The sequence below is a fragment of the Cystobacter fuscus genome (assembly GCF_044360685.1).
Classification (GTDB): domain Bacteria; phylum Myxococcota; class Myxococcia; order Myxococcales; family Myxococcaceae; genus Cystobacter; species Cystobacter fuscus_C.
The window spans coordinates 5,125,615-5,139,179 of record NZ_CP043491.1 but is presented as its reverse complement, the minus strand read 5'-3'; the positions used below and the strand labels follow the sequence as shown (position 1 = coordinate 5,139,179).

The 13,565-nt window shown below is 68.9% G+C and carries 10 protein-coding genes and 5 tRNA genes; 2 read left to right on the top strand and 13 right to left on the bottom strand.

Annotation, left to right across the window (positions count from 1 at the left end; genetic code table 11):
- Nucleotides 1-377: 377 nt before the first annotated feature.
- The gene (locus tag F0U63_RS21165) at nt 378-1,340 is read left to right on the top strand and encodes a TerC family protein (protein WP_395847715.1); all 963 of its coding nucleotides are present in this window, start codon (nt 378-380) and stop codon (nt 1,338-1,340) included.
- A 169-nt stretch (nt 1,341-1,509) separates the two neighbouring features.
- On the opposite strand, the gene F0U63_RS21160 is transcribed toward F0U63_RS21165, so the two are convergent.
- From F0U63_RS21160 to F0U63_RS21110, 11 genes are all read right to left on the bottom strand, one after another.
- Nucleotides 1,510-2,049, bottom strand: coding sequence for an HNH endonuclease (locus tag F0U63_RS21160; protein ID WP_395847714.1), 540 nt, complete (start codon nt 2,047-2,049; stop codon nt 1,510-1,512).
- A 28-nt stretch (nt 2,050-2,077) separates the two neighbouring features.
- Nucleotides 2,078-2,152: transfer RNA gene (locus tag F0U63_RS21155), tRNA-Leu, on the bottom strand.
- A gap of 3 nt (nt 2,153-2,155) precedes the next feature.
- Nucleotides 2,156-2,223: transfer RNA gene (locus F0U63_RS21150), tRNA-Trp, on the bottom strand.
- A 28-nt stretch (nt 2,224-2,251) separates the two neighbouring features.
- Nucleotides 2,252-2,325: transfer RNA gene (locus F0U63_RS21145), tRNA-Pro, on the bottom strand.
- A gap of 344 nt (nt 2,326-2,669) precedes the next feature.
- Nucleotides 2,670-4,196: a hypothetical protein gene (locus F0U63_RS21140; protein WP_395847713.1), complete on the bottom strand. Its 1,527-nt coding sequence runs from the start codon at nt 4,194-4,196 to the stop codon at nt 2,670-2,672.
- Nucleotides 4,197-4,674: 478 nt separating this feature from the next.
- Nucleotides 4,675-4,746 (bottom strand) — tRNA-Val (locus tag F0U63_RS21135).
- A 25-nt stretch (nt 4,747-4,771) separates the two neighbouring features.
- Nucleotides 4,772-4,843 (bottom strand) — tRNA-Val (locus F0U63_RS21130).
- Between the two features lie 53 nt (nt 4,844-4,896).
- Nucleotides 4,897-5,175 carry a hypothetical protein gene (locus F0U63_RS21125; RefSeq protein ID WP_395847712.1) on the bottom strand — a complete coding sequence of 93 codons (279 nt, stop codon included), beginning with the start codon at nt 5,173-5,175 and terminating at the stop codon, nt 4,897-4,899.
- A 28-nt stretch (nt 5,176-5,203) separates the two neighbouring features.
- Nucleotides 5,204-5,629: a hypothetical protein gene (locus F0U63_RS21120; RefSeq protein ID WP_395847711.1), complete on the bottom strand. Its 426-nt coding sequence runs from the start codon at nt 5,627-5,629 to the stop codon at nt 5,204-5,206.
- A 7-nt stretch (nt 5,630-5,636) separates the two neighbouring features.
- The gene (locus F0U63_RS21115; protein WP_395847710.1) at nt 5,637-7,265 is read right to left on the bottom strand and encodes an Hsp70 family protein; all 1,629 of its coding nucleotides are present in this window, start codon (nt 7,263-7,265) and stop codon (nt 5,637-5,639) included.
- Nucleotides 7,266-7,389: 124 nt separating this feature from the next.
- Entirely contained in the window at nt 7,390-9,069 is a 1,680-nt protein-coding gene (locus F0U63_RS21110; RefSeq protein WP_395847709.1) for a HEAT repeat domain-containing protein, read from the bottom strand.
- A 134-nt stretch (nt 9,070-9,203) separates the two neighbouring features.
- Between F0U63_RS21110 and F0U63_RS21105 the strand changes: the two genes are divergently transcribed.
- Entirely contained in the window at nt 9,204-9,995 is a 792-nt protein-coding gene (locus tag F0U63_RS21105; RefSeq protein WP_395847708.1) for a CHAP domain-containing protein, read from the top strand.
- A gap of 43 nt (nt 9,996-10,038) precedes the next feature.
- Here F0U63_RS21105 and F0U63_RS21100 read toward each other — a convergent pair whose 3' ends face one another.
- Both F0U63_RS21100 and F0U63_RS21095 read right to left on the bottom strand, forming a co-directional pair.
- Entirely contained in the window at nt 10,039-11,220 is a 1,182-nt protein-coding gene (locus F0U63_RS21100; protein WP_395848398.1) for a glycosyltransferase family 2 protein, read from the bottom strand.
- A gap of 179 nt (nt 11,221-11,399) precedes the next feature.
- Nucleotides 11,400-13,535 (bottom strand): zinc-ribbon domain-containing protein, encoded by a 2,136-nt coding sequence (locus F0U63_RS21095; RefSeq protein WP_395847707.1) that lies wholly within the window; start codon nt 13,533-13,535, stop codon nt 11,400-11,402.
- Nucleotides 13,536-13,565: the final 30 nt, after the last annotated feature.

Below are 13,565 nucleotides of genomic sequence, written 5' to 3'. Positions count from 1 at the left end.
CCCAATGCCGTGAAACAGAGAACGGTCCCCCACGCCCCCACCCATGCTCGCATCGTCATGACCTCCACGCCGACTCCTCGGCCTGGAGACGCAGGAGCAAGCGCCGTACCGCACACAAAGCCCACTAGTGGATGGGGGCGAAGCGCGAGTGGGAACGGGGGTTCCCAGGCAAGGCCTCACCTATGCACTCGTTGAGCCCCGGCGTCGCGCGGCTTGGAAGCCACCCGGGACACCGAGTCGAAGGAGACGTCATCCTTCGTTTTTCTCGAAGGATCCCACCCTGATTTCCTATTTGCCGAACCTTTGGAGGACCCTTAATTCAGATGGAAGCGTCGCGGTACGGCGCTCCCCCTTTTCCATCCGAAGGATACGACCACATGGAAGCGCACAGCGTAGGCAGCCCCGTTCTCTGGGGAGGATTCATCCTGTTCGTGCTGGCGATGCTCGCGCTGGACCTGGGGGTCTTCCACCGCAAGACGCACGAGGTGAAGTTCAAGGAAGCGCTGACGTGGAGCGGGGTGTGGATCTCCCTGGCGCTGCTGTTCAACCTGGGCATCTGGTGGAAGTTCGGCTCCGAGCCAGCGCTCAACTTCCTGTCCGGCTACCTCATCGAGAAGTCGCTCTCCATCGACAACATCTTCGTCTTCGTCGTCATCTTCTCGGCGCTGAAGATTCCGGTGATCTACCAGCACCGGGTGTTGTTCTGGGGCATCCTGAGCGCGCTGGTGCTGCGCGCGGTGATGATCTTCGCGGGCGTGGCGATGCTCGAGCGCTTCCACTGGCTCATCTACGTCTTCGGCGCGTTCCTCATCTTCACGGGGGTGAAGCTCTTCGTGCAGCGCAACCACGAGGAGCACCCGGAGAGCGGCGCGGTCATGAAGCTGGCGCGGCGGATCATCCCCTCGTCCAAGGAGCTGGACGGGGACCGCTTCTTCACGGTGCAGAACGGCCGGAAGCTGGCCACGCCGCTGTTCATGACGTTGATCCTGGTGGAACTGACGGACGTGCTCTTCGCGCTGGATTCGATTCCGGCCATCTTCGCGGTGACGACGGATCCCTTCCTGGTCTTCACCTCGAACATCTTCGCCATCCTGGGCCTGCGCTCGCTGTTCTTCGTGCTGGCGGGGGCGGTGGAGAAGTTCTCCTACCTGAAGGTGGGCCTGGCCGGAGTGCTGGTGTTCGTGGGCGCGAAGATGGCGCTGGTGGACGTGGTGAAGATTCCCTCGCCGGTGTCCCTGGGAGTCATCGCCCTGCTGCTGGGCGTGTCCATCGTGGCCTCGCTGCTCAAGTCGAGGAAGCAGGAGCGCGCGGTCCAGGGCAAGAACGTCGTCGCCAACTAGGCAGCGCCGGGGAAGCAGGGGGATTCAAGTGCCAGCAGCAGGGCCCGCCTGCTGGCGCGCGGGGCGTACGGGCGTTGGAAGAGGCCTCTGGCCTCGTCCGAGGTGGCCCCACTCCCTTCCAGGAGAGAGGCCGGGGAGCACCCCTCTGGGGAGCCCCCTTGCCCGCCGCTCACTCCTCCAGCTCCGTGTGCCAGTACGCGACATCACGGAGGAATTTCCTCCACGGCAGGGGCATGCCCTTCTCGTAGGTGAAGGCCAGTCGCACCGTGCCCGCCATCTTCCGGGGCTTCTCGGGGATGCTGAGCAGCTTCATGCCGGCCTGCTCCGGCGTGCGGCCTCCCTTGGCCTGATTGCACGGCACGCACGCGATCACGATGTTCTCCCAGGTGGTGCGGCCACCCTGGGCCCGGGGCACGACGTGGTCATACGTGGCCTCGGGGCGGGACACCTTGCGGTTGCAGTACTGGCACCGGCAGTGGTCACGCATGTAGACGTTGTCACGGCTGAACTTGATGCCGCGCCCCTTGCGCCGCGAGCCGCGCAAGAAGCGGATGATGGAAGGCATCCGGATCTCCAGGGTGACGGAGCGGATGAGCTGGTCATACTCCTCGACCACCTCGACCTTGCCCTGCCACAACAGCATGACCGCTCGCTGCCAGGAAATCCGTGCCACGGGTTCGTAGGACGGATCGAGAACCAACGTCTCCATGACTCGGGTGTCCTTCACTTCGGTGAGATGTCCGCGGCGAGAGTCGAACTCGCACGTGAGCTGGGTTTGAGCCAGCCGCCTCTGCCAATTGGGCCACGCGGACGGACAGGCCGCCGGGGAGTCGAACCCCGCATGCCCGGATTTGGAGTCCAGGCTGCTCCCAGAGCGCGGCCTACAATGGAAATACGAAGGAAATACGAAGTCTGGGTGACAGGATTTGAACCTGCGGCCTCACGGACCCGAACCGTGCGCTCCACCAGGCTGAGCTACACCCAGACAAGACAATCAAAAATAGGCTGGACATGAGAGAGGCCGGACCCCCTGGGGGACCCGGCCTCCGGTGCACCGCCTCGACGCTCGAGGCGGAGCCTCAGAAGAGACTCGGGCGGGAGCACCAGGGGCGCGACCACGAGGCGCCCGGCGCTACGAACAGGCTCTCCGGGGCGGAGCCAGAGGCGAAGCGATGGGAGGACTTCAGCTTCAACGGGTTTGGCTTCATCGTCAGCGTTCGCATCCTCATCGCTCCTTTCAGCCAGGAAAGACGCCAGCCCCGCCGGATCCTGACGCGGAATTTTTCCGGATGAGGTCGGACCCGGCGAGCAACGTCAGCGGAGGCTGCCTCAGGGCCCCCGCGCGAAGTGCCGCGGGGCCTTGAACTCCAGGGACTCGGTGGACGAGGGCTCGGTCACGAGGGGAAGGCTCGCGCGCTCGGGTCCCACGGAGGCCGGAGTGGAGAGGATGCTGCTCACAGCGTCCGCGCTGGCCACGTCCGTGAGAACCTGATTCGCATAGGGGTGCGTCGACAGGTCGACACCGGGCGTCAGGTAGGCGCTGACCATGAAGACGTACTTCTGGCCGGGCTGGAGGATGCCCGGGAACACGTCGATCGAAGTCTCCTTGGTGGAGAGATAGGCCACGTGGCTCGTGCGGGTCGAGTTCCCGTTCGCGGACAGGTGGGTGATGCGAACACGGTAGGCCGAGGGCGTACCCAGCAACGGCGCCTTCCAGCGAAGACGCGGCGTGAGCGAGCCGAGCGTGTGTTCCCGCTGCGCATCGATACCATCCACGGTCACGTCCTGGGCAGGCGAGATGCGCGGAGCGAAGGGGCCCCCCTTCGCGACGTCCGCCACCCGGCGCGTATCCTTCAAACCCTGTCGGAGCCAGCCGCTGCTCGTTCCCGGCAACCGCACGTCGATCCGTGAGAAATGGCTGAGGATGATCACCTCGCCCCAGCTGAACGGATAGGGATTGCCATAGGTGAAGCTCGTGACCACGTCGGTGAGCCCCGCACCGGAGTAGCTGTACATCAAATCTCCCGAGTACCCGTACCAGGCATCCGCGCTCCAGGCCGTGGGCGAAATGGTGATGTCCTGCTCGCTGGTGGTGACCCTGGGGTGGACCTGGAGCTTGTAGGCCTCGAAGCGCGAGCGCCACCACTCGAGGGTCAACGTCCTCGGGCGCGCCTCCTGGAACACGCCCTCCAGGGCGGTCGTTTCGTCCGGGCGCAGGCTGACGCCCTGGGTGAAGAAGCGGTCGACCGCCATGTAGCTCGAGGTGCCGTTGTCCCGCTCGATGAGGTGGGTGAAGTACAGGTAGTCACCGCGCGAGGCATCCAGGAGCCGCGGGATCTCCGGGTAGTAGGAGTTGTAGGTGGCGGGAAGCCCGGACACCGACGCCTGTCCGGCCGGCACGGGCTCATCCGTATCGACGGACGCGCTCGTTCCGAGGTTGGAGCTGACGGCCTCCCATCGCGGATAGGTGTCGAGCGGCTGGAGCGGGAGATTGGACGCGGTGACGGTCACGGCGGCGGACCGCGAGGTGGCCCTCTCCGCGTCCTGGCGGCCCAGCGAGTAGAGGTCCAGGTTCACGAAGCGCGAGTCCGTCAGCAGGTGGAACGTGCCGAGCCTCAGGTAGTACTGGCCGGCGGGGGCGTCTGGAATCCGGAAGGTGCCCTCCGGCGCCGTCACCACCGTGAGGGGCCGGAGCCCACCCTCCTCGAGCGCGAAGGCCTGGAGTTCCGAAGCGATGGGCTGGGTGAAGTCCGCGAGGTCCGTGCGGTAGTGCAGCACGCGGCTGCCGTGCACCTCTCCGCCACCCGCGTCGGGGACGCTCCAGCCACCATCGGAGGACGGGGAGCCTCCGTCCACGGCAGGGATGCCCGCATCCACCGACCGAGGGATGGACTGGGGCGGAATGGGCACGGGAACGTCGGACGAATCGCCTGGTTGCGAATCCTTGCCAGGCTCGACGCCACAACCCGCCAGGAGCATGGATGACACAAGAAGAACGCGCAGAGAGCGCTGGAAAGACACGTTGAATCCCCCTGCTTCCGACAGGATTCGGAAGCGTGGGCACAAGCTAGCATCATTCCGAGAGAGGGTTTTGACAGTGGCTCCGAACGAAGAGGACTGTCGGCGCGCTTGTCCTTGCTCCTTGTGGGCATGACCCAAGAAGCACTCCATCGATGAGCTGCGCGTCCAGCGTGAGCAGGTGGCGCGCTTCGAGCGTCGTCAGCCGCGGCTCCGGCTCCAGGGCCTCGAGCCATTCCGCCCCGGGGCCGCATGGCGTCCCCCCCCCAAAAGCGAAGAGGCCGTGAGCCCCTGGGGACTCACGGCCTCTGTCGTGTGGGCGCACCAGGATTCGAACCTGGGACCCCTGCCGTGTGAAGGCAGTGCTCTACCGCTGAGCTATGCGCCCGACTGCTTGTCCTGCTTCGTGGGTGTGGGCGCACCAGGATTCGAACCTGGGACCCCTGCCGTGTGAAGGCAGTGCTCTACCGCTGAGCTATGCGCCCCCGACGAAGCGACGGGGGGCTAGATGCCACCCCCTACCCCCACCTGTCAACGCCTATTCGCCCGCCAGTCCGCTCAGCTTCTCGTCCAGCTCACGCAACCGGCGCTTGAGCCCCGCGAGCGCCTTGCCCACGGCCTTGAAGTCGCTCCGGGTGGCGAAGTTCAACGTGTGCATCAGCTCTTCCTGGCCCCGGTCCAGCGCCTGCTTGCCCCGCTGCATCGAGCCGAGCGCCGCGGCGAACGTGCGCGCCCGCTGCTCGTCCGCCAGCAGCGTCTCCATCGCCTTGTGCGACGCCCCCAGGGCCTGCTTCGTCAGTCTCTGACGGATTCCCATGGCTTCCTCCCGACGCGCCAGGGCGCGTCTACGGCTCGTCCAGGTACTCGGTCTTCAACCCGCTGAGCACCCGGTCGGCGATCCCCTTGAACCGCAGGCGCTCGATGAGCTGCTGCAGGTCCCCCTTCACCGAGATGCGCCGCCGCAGCACCGCCTCCACCGGATCCAGGCTGCCCTGCAGGAGCTGCTTCCACACGGTGTAGGGCGCGCGTGCCAGGTAGGCGGGCTCCAGCTCATCCAGATCGTCCGGATCGTCGAGCACGCGCAGGCTCTCGATGAGCGTGCCGCGCGGCACCACGTGCACCACGAAGGCGCGCGCCAGCCGGCCCGGCTCCGCGTCGACGATGACCCCGATGTCGCCCTGCCACCCCCGGGCGGCGAGCGAGCGCTCGGGATCCGCGTTCAACAAACGCACCGCTTCCTCACACCACTCCTTCGACGGGAACGTGGCCATGCCGCCGCTACCCTCTCCGGAAGATGCTCTTGATGCTGGACAACAGCCGACTGCCCTCTTGAGGCGAGGACGGCGTCGCCGCGGCCTTCTCGGCCTGCTCGGCCTTCTCCTGTGCCACGCGCGCCAACTCCTTCTTGAGCAGCTCGGGCGTGTCCCGCGTCGCCAACTCGATGCGCCGCGGACCGCTCGGATCGTCCACCACCACCTGCAACAGGCACTCCTCGTTGAGCCGGAAGTCGATCTTCCGCCCCGCCGCTTCCGCGGGAACCCTCAAGGTGCCCAGGTACTCGTTGTCCACCACCAGATCACTGTCTCCCTGGAAGATGTCCATTTCGATGAAGGGTGCCCCCGGCTCCTTCGGCGCCGGCAGCCGGAAGCTCTTCACCAGCGGAATGATGGTGTTCTTGTCGATGACCCGGCGCACGCGCCCGTTGGGCAGCGCGTAGCCGATGGGCATGGACACCGCGTCCAGCAGCGTCACCGAGTCGAGGCTGCCCAGCGACTCGGCCAGCAGCGCCGCGCCCAGCGCCACGCACTCGTCCGGGTGCACGCCCTTGCGCGGCGGCTTGCCGAAGTGCTCGTGGATCCGCTGCTGCACCAGCGGCATCCGGCTCTGTCCGCCCACCAGGATGACCTCGTCGATCTGCGAGCGGTCGATTCCCTTTTCCTTCAGCACCCGGTCGCACAGCTCGAAGGTGCGATCCACCAGATCCATGGTGAGCGCGTTGAGCGTCTCGCGCGTGAGCGGGATGCGCACGTCCACCGGCTTGCCCTTGCGCTCCTCGAGGAAGGGCAGGTCGATGACCACGTTGGGAATGAGCGTCAGATCGATCTTCGCCGCCTCGGCCGCGTTCTTGATGCGCTGCATGGCGATGGGGCTCGTGGACAGATCGATCTTGCTCTCCTCCCACGCCTTCTCCAGCACGTAGTCCACCACCCGGTTGTCGAAGTCGACGCCGCCCAGGAAGGTGTCTCCGCCGGTGGCCAGCACCTCGAAGACGTTGCCCGTGAGGTGCAGCACCGACACGTCGAAGGTGCCTCCGCCCAGGTCATAGACGAGGATCTTCTGATCCAATCCCCGGTTGAAGCCGTAGGCGAGCGCCGCCGCGGTGGGCTCGTTGACGATGCGCTTGACGTTGAGTCCCGCCAGCCGCCCCGCCTCCTTCACCGCCTGGCGCTGGCTGTCCGTGTAGTACGCCGGCACGGAGATGACCGCCTCGTCGATGTGGCCTCCGAGGAACTGCTCGGCCATCGTCTTGAGCTGCTTGAGGATGAAGCTGGAGATCTCGGGCAGCGTGTACACCCGCCCGCCCAGCGACACCGCCGCGTCCCCATCGGGCCCCGGGACGATGTCGTACTTGAAGTAGCTCTTGAGCTCCTCCACCACCTTGGACTCGTACTTGCGGCCAATGAGGCGCTTGGTCCCGTAGAGCGTGTTCTTCGGGTTGGTGACCATCTGATCCTTGGCCACGCCCCCCACCAGCAACTCGCCCTTGGCCGACAGCGCCACCACGGAGGGCAACACCAGGTTGCCACGGTCCGTGGGGACGATCTTCGGGACACGGTTCTTCACGGACGCGACCAGGGTGTTGGTCGTGCCCAGATCTATCCCGATGATGCGAGGTCTGTCCGCCATGGTGGAGCTTCCCTCTGTATCACGACAGGCGCCCTCATGCTTACTTCTCGTCTCCCCGCTCCCGCCGGACGACAGAGGGCCACCCACCCCCGCCAGTCACATTCCGGCGATGCGTCCGGGCGACTCAGGGGGTCGGCTTCGCCAGGAGCCGCTCGGCCTCGGCCCGGATGTCCCCGGAGGGATCCCTCGCCCTCGCCGACTCGAGCAGCACCGGCGCCAGCCGCGGCAGCCGCGCGCCCACCGAACGCAGCGCCGCGCGGCGCTCGGCGACGGCGCTCTCCAGGCGCTCACGCACCGCGTCGTCTCCGCAGGTGCGTGCCCCCGGTGACTGCTGGCGCAACAGCAACTCCGCGTCCGCCAGCCGCGCCTCGCTCAGCTTGAGCGCCTCCGCCGCCGTCACCGCGAAGCCCTCCAGATCCTCGGGGAACTCAGTGTTCGCCGCGCGCGCCCGGCCCAGGGTCTCCGACGCGAGCCGCGCGGAGCGGACCGCCGCGCACAACTGCCGCGCCGCCGCCAGCGGCACTCCGCCCTCGGCCGACAGGGTCTCCTCGCGCGCCACGCGCAGGGCCCACAGCGAGAGCTGCCGCGCCGCCACCGCCGCCGAGAACGCCTGGTGCCGCGCCTCTCGCAGGCCCATCCACCGCCGCAACACCACCGGATCCGGATCCTCCGGAAGGAAGGCCCGCTGGTACTCCGCCGCCGCCTCGCCCACCCGCCCCGACAGGTCCAACAACACCGCCGTGCGCAGGTACAGCTCCGGGCTGCCCGCCTTCTCGCGCAGCGCCTCCAGCCGCACCGCCACCTCGTACTCCGCCACCCGCCGCGGCAGGGTGCGCAGCACCGTCTCCAGGCTCTCCAGCGCCTGCCACCGGATGAGGGGATTGCGCCCCGAGCGCAGCGCCTCCAGCAGCGGATCCAACACCTTCACCGACACGTGCTGTCCCAGCTCCTGCGCCGCCTGCCAGCGGTCCATCGGATCCGGCGCCACCAGCGCCCGGCTCAGGTCCTCGATGGAGCGCAGGTAGTGCTCCACCTGGGCCGAGCGGATCAGGGCGTCCGGTTGGCTCAGGACCGCGCGCTCGGCCCGGGCCCGCGCCAGGCGCGCCGGGAAGTCCTCGAGCTTCACGCCCAGCGGATGCGCCGCCACTCGCGCCCGCGCCTCCTCCAACAGCCCCGAGAACAGCAGCCCCTCCACCTCCAGGCCCAGCAGCTTCACCTTGGCCTGCTCCCGATAGCGCCCCGCCGGGAAGTCGCGCAGGTAGGCGAACAGCTCCGTCGCCCCCGCCGCCCGGGCGAAGCTCTCGTCATCCAGGCGCGACTCCACCTCCAACCGCCGGGGATCCTCCGGCGCCTCCTGAAGGTACTCCCGCATGCGCGCCGGATCCCTCGTCGAGGACGCCTCCTGGAGCTCCGCCGCCTTCAACAGCCGCTGCGCCTCCTCGCGCTGGGCTCCGTCCGGGTGATCCCTCAAGAACTGGCGCAGCGCCGCCGCCGTGCCCTCGTCCTTGGCCGCGTTGAAGCGCAGCCCCTCCAGCAGCGCCCGCGCCGCCCGGACGTGCGAGTCCTCCGGGTGCGCCTCGATGAAGCGCTTGTAGGCCACCACCGTGTGCAGCCGCTTCGCCTCCTCGAACTCCAGCTCCGCGATGCGCACCTCCACCGCTTCCGCCTCATCCCCTTCGGGGTACTGCCGGAGGAACTCGCGGTACGCCTCCACCGTGTCCGAGGCGCGCGCCCGCTCGTAGGCCCGGGGCAGTCCACAACCGGTCAGCAACCACAGCAGGCACAGGGCTCGAAACGCACGCATCCCCCCAGCATTACCACCCCGCCCCCGGCCCGAAAAACACACCGGCCCCTGTCCGCTCGACTGGGTGGTTTTTTTGACCACACCCCGCCTCCACCCGAGCATCACCCCGAGGCCTGATGCAGGGAGGTGGCGACATGAAGCTGGGTGTACTGCTCGCGGGACTGCTGGTGTGCACGGGGTGCGCCACGGGCAGCCCTCCCGGAGGAAGGCTCTTCGCCTCGAACTACCGCTACAGCCCCCTGACGCCCCCCGCGGCGCCCCGGCCCCTTCCAGACGATGGGGTCGACTCCGCGCCCGCCCCCACCGCGTCCAGCGACTCCAGCACCGACGGGGCCACCTCCACGCCCGAGCCGCGACGCTCCCCCGGACCCGAGGCGCGCGAGAAGGTGCTCGCCGCCGCCCGGGGTCTGCTGGGCCGCACGAAGATCCAACTGTCCGGGCGCACCTGGCCGGCGGACTGCACCGGCTTCGTCGAGGCCGTGCACTCCCGGGCCGGGGTGTCGCTGCGCGGCGCCGCCGCCAAGGGAGACAACGGGGTCACCGCCTTCTACCGCTACGCGCGCGCCAAGGGCCGGGTGTACACCCGGGGCACGCCGCGGCCGGGAGACCTGGTGTTCTTCCGGGAGACGTATGATCGCAACCGGGATGGCCGGCGCAACGACGGGCTCACCCACGTGGCCCTGGTGGACAAGGTCGAGCCCAATGGCACCGTCGTCGTCATCCACCGGGTGAAGCGGGGCGTGGTGCGCTACCGGATGAACCTCGCCCGGCCCGACCTCAAGAAGGATCCCCGCACCGGAGCGGTGCTCAATGACATGCTGCGCGCGCCGGGGGCTGGCAAGACGCCGGTGCTCACCGGCCAGCTCTTCGCCGCGTATGGCTCCGTGCTGCCCGAGCCCCGCCCCGAGGCGGTGGCCCGGCGCTGAAGCCGCCCCCCCTCGAGGGCGAGGCCCCCGGGAGGCGGGAGACTCAGGACGAGACGCGCGCCGTGCGATCCCAGGCGGCGCGCTGCGAGTTGCGCAGGAAGCGCCAGAAGCCCACCGCGATCGCCAGGTTCATCGTCACGAAGTAGTAGGCCACCGAGGCCACCCGCCGCGCCGAGCCCTTGAGCGCCCCCGTCTTCCCCAGCAGCGCCAGCCCGTAGAACAGCACCTGCCCCACCAGCGTGAACCGGTAGAAAATACTGTTCACCAGGAAGAGGTTCGCCAGGAATGCCAGGGCCATGAGCGCGGGCGCGCACCAGCGCAGCAGCTTGTGCGACCAGAAGGCGAACGCCGGGAAGCCAGCCAACGGAGAGAGCAGCCGAGGCACCATGCGCAGGCTCTGGAAGTTGCCCGCCGCGATGCGCGCCCGGCGGCCGAACTCCTTGTCGTAGTCCTCCGTCGTCTCCTCGTGCGCCACCGCCTCGGGCTCGTAGACGACCTTGTAGCCCTGCTCGAGGATGCGCAGCGGAATCACGAAGTCGTCCACGATCGTCGACGCCGGCAGGGGCTGGAACAGCGAGCGGCGGATGGCGTACAGCCCGCCATTGGCCCCCATCACCGCCCCGCGCTTGCCCTCATAGAACTTGATGAGCGACTCGTACGTCCAGTACGTGCTCTCCTCGTACTCGGCCTTCGTCGGGTTGTAGAGCCGCAACTGCCCGCACACCGCGCCCACCTCGGGGTCCTCGAAGTGCCGCACCAGGCGCTGGAGCGCCTCCGGCTCGATCATCGTGTTCGCGTCCGAGAGCACCACGATGTCGCCCCCGGCCATGGGGATGCACCGGTTCAACACCGACGTCTTGCCGCCTCGGGCCGCGGCCGACAGCCGCACCCGCTCGTCGGTGCACGCCATCACCAGCTCGTCCGTCCCGTCCGACGAGCCATCCGAGCCGATCAGCACCTCGAAGCGCTCGGCCGGGTAGTTCAGCGCCAGGCTGTTGCCCAGCTTCTGCTGGATGCAGCTCGCCTCGTTGTAGGCCGCCACCACCAGGCTCACCCGGGGCGGCACGCCCACCGGCTGCGCGCGGCGCTGGTTCGCCCCCGAGCGCATGTAGCGCAGGTTGTGCGCCACCTGCGCCACGCCATCCATCGCGAACAACACCAGCGGGTAGAAAAAGTAGGTGTGAACCAGCAGCACCGCGGCACACCAGAAGACCAGCTCCGCCATCACCCGTGCCTCCGACCTGGGAATCGCGTCCATGCGCGTCCCGCTCGGAGACACCTGTCTAGCAAGGTGTGTACCGCCGTCCGCCCCAGTCCCCTGCCCTGGGAGCCGAGCGAGAACCCCCCGGCATACCGCCCGAAGATGGAACTTTTTTCACCCTCCCCGGGCGCGCAAGGCGCCCTTCAGGGCGTGGTGGAAGTCGAGTCCGAGGGCTCCCCGGGCGCCGTCCCCTCCGTGGGTGGGGAGACCGGGGGAGAGGTGGGCGCCACTTCATTCGTGGGCGCGGGCTCCGGCGTGGGCGCCGGCTCGGGGGCGGGCGGAGGCTTCGCGGGGGGGGGAGGCTCGGACTCCTGGCGCTCCAGGTCCTCGATGTAGGAGCGGAGTTGCTGGGCCAGCTCGTGCTTGGGGTTGAGGGTGATGACGGTGTCCAGCAGGTTCCGCGCGGCGGCCGGCTCGTGGCGCAGCAGGGCGATGCGCGCCCCGAGCACGTAGGCGCGCAGGTAGGTTCTGTTGCGGGTCCGGATGCGCTCCATCCCGGCGGCGGCCTCCCGCGTCTCGGCGGGCGAGGCCGAGGCGTCGTGGAGGACGTACTCGGCCATGACCAGCGAGCTCCACTCGAACTGTTCCGCCTGGGCCAGCTTCAAGGCCAGCGAGGACGTGTTGCCCACTCCCAGCGTGGCGGTCAGCAGGGCCCGGGCCCGCAGGCGCGCCAGGGCCACCTCGCGCGGCTCCTTCGCGGGCTCCACTTCCAGGTTCTTGAGGACCTGCACGGCTTCCTCCGCCAACGCCTTGCTCCGCTCCTCCAGGGAGAAGCGCTGCTGCTGGAGCGTGGCCAGCTCCTCCTTGCGGGCGTTGGCGCGGCTCTGCCAGTCGATGGGGGTCTGGGTCGAGACGAGCCGATTGATGAGTTCGCTCAGCCGCTTCTCCTTGGCCTGGAGCGTGGTGAGGCGGACCTGGGTGTCATCCAGGTGCATGGCGAGCGCGATGCCCACCTCCGCCAGCAGTTCGATGCTCTGGGGATGCTTGCCCGACAGGGCCTTCAACTCGGCGAGGGCTTCCTCCTTCGAGGCCGCGTCGTCCCGGCGAAACTTCGCCACCGCCTCGTCCCTGGCGGCCTGCACCGTGTGCGGCAGGACGTCGGACTTGGAAAGCCAGGCCCGCGAGGTGAGGACCGCCGTCAGGGCGAGCACGAGGACGCCCGCCGCGATGAGCAGGCCCCGGCCCTTGCCACCCTTCGCCGGACGCTTGCCCCGGCCCTGGTCGCGGGCGGAGAGGCTGGGCGCATCCATCAACTCGGGCGGCAGCTCGAGCGGCTTGTTCAAGGCGGGCGCGGGCCCCACGGCAGGCGGTGCCTCCTCGGCGGGAGCCTCCTCTGCCATCAACTCCGAGAGGGGCCGATCCAACTGGACGAGGATCTCGTCGGGCAGCTCGATGGGAGTCGTCGCCGCGACCCCGATCCGAGGCTCATGGCCGTAGGGAGTGGGAGGCGTGGGAGCAGCGGAGGCCGCGGGTGGGGGCGCGGGTGCTGGGGCGGGCTCCGGCGAGGGGCGCTCGGGCGCTCCGGCCCGAGGCGTCATGCCGGGCGGCTGGGAGAGCGGAGGTCCGGAGGGAACATCATCGAACGGCGAGAACGCGGCGGGGTCCGACGCCTCCAGCGCCTCCAGGGCGGCGAAGGGATCATCCTCCTGCGCGGGAGGGGCGGCCTGGGGCGACACCGGCAGCGACACGGTGACGGGCCGGGCCGACGGGGGCCGGGGGGCCGCGGCGCCGGGGGGCTTGCCAGTGGGCTTCGGGGCGGCGACGTCGGTGGGGCGTGGAACCGAACCAAACACCTGCGTCGTGTGGGGAGCGGGAGCTGCTGGCGCGGAAGGCGGCCCCGCCGCAACGGGAGGCCTGGCGGCGGCCGGGGCGGGCCTCGTGGCCGGGGCGGCGGGCTTCACGGCGGGTGGCACCTGGGGGACGGCACCAAACGCCTGCGTCTTCTGGATCGACGGCGCCGCCGGAGCACCGGGTTGGGCCCGGGGCGTCACGGGCGCCACCTGTGGCACGGAGGGAACGGCGCCAAAGGCCTGCGTGGTCGTGGGGGCCGGGGCGTCCGAGCCCCCGGCATTCGTGCCGTAGAGCAAGGTGGAGTTCAGGGGATTGGGGGCGCGCGCCGGGACTCCGGGTGCCTTTGGAGCCGGGGCGGGAGCCGGAGCGGAGGCGCCCGCGATGAAGACATGGCCGCAGCGAGTGCACTGCACCGGAACACCCCCGGGCGGCAACAACCGGGGGTCGAGCGCGTACTTCATCGAGCACTGAGGGCAGGCGATCTCCACGCTCCGTGCTTTATCACACGCCCCCGGGCC

Bases quoted from the DNA above. Each gene is read 5' to 3' on its own strand.
- F0U63_RS21160 (WP_395847714.1), bottom strand. From the start codon at position 2,049: ATGGAGACGTTGGTTCTCGATCCGTCCTACGAACCCGTGGCACGGATT.
- F0U63_RS21110 (WP_395847709.1), bottom strand. From the start codon at position 9,069: ATGCGTGCGTTTCGAGCCCTGTGCCTGCTGTGGTTGCTGACCGGTTGT.
- F0U63_RS21100 (WP_395848398.1), bottom strand. From the start codon at position 11,220: ATGGCGGAGCTGGTCTTCTGGTGTGCCGCGGTGCTGCTGGTTCACACC.
- F0U63_RS21120 (WP_395847711.1), bottom strand. From the start codon at position 5,629: ATGGCCACGTTCCCGTCGAAGGAGTGGTGTGAGGAAGCGGTGCGTTTG.
- F0U63_RS21165 (WP_395847715.1), top strand. From the start codon at position 378: ATGGAAGCGCACAGCGTAGGCAGCCCCGTTCTCTGGGGAGGATTCATC.
- F0U63_RS21125 (WP_395847712.1), bottom strand. From the start codon at position 5,175: ATGGGAATCCGTCAGAGACTGACGAAGCAGGCCCTGGGGGCGTCGCAC.
- F0U63_RS21115 (WP_395847710.1), bottom strand. From the start codon at position 7,265: ATGGCGGACAGACCTCGCATCATCGGGATAGATCTGGGCACGACCAAC.
- F0U63_RS21105 (WP_395847708.1), top strand. From the start codon at position 9,204: ATGAAGCTGGGTGTACTGCTCGCGGGACTGCTGGTGTGCACGGGGTGC.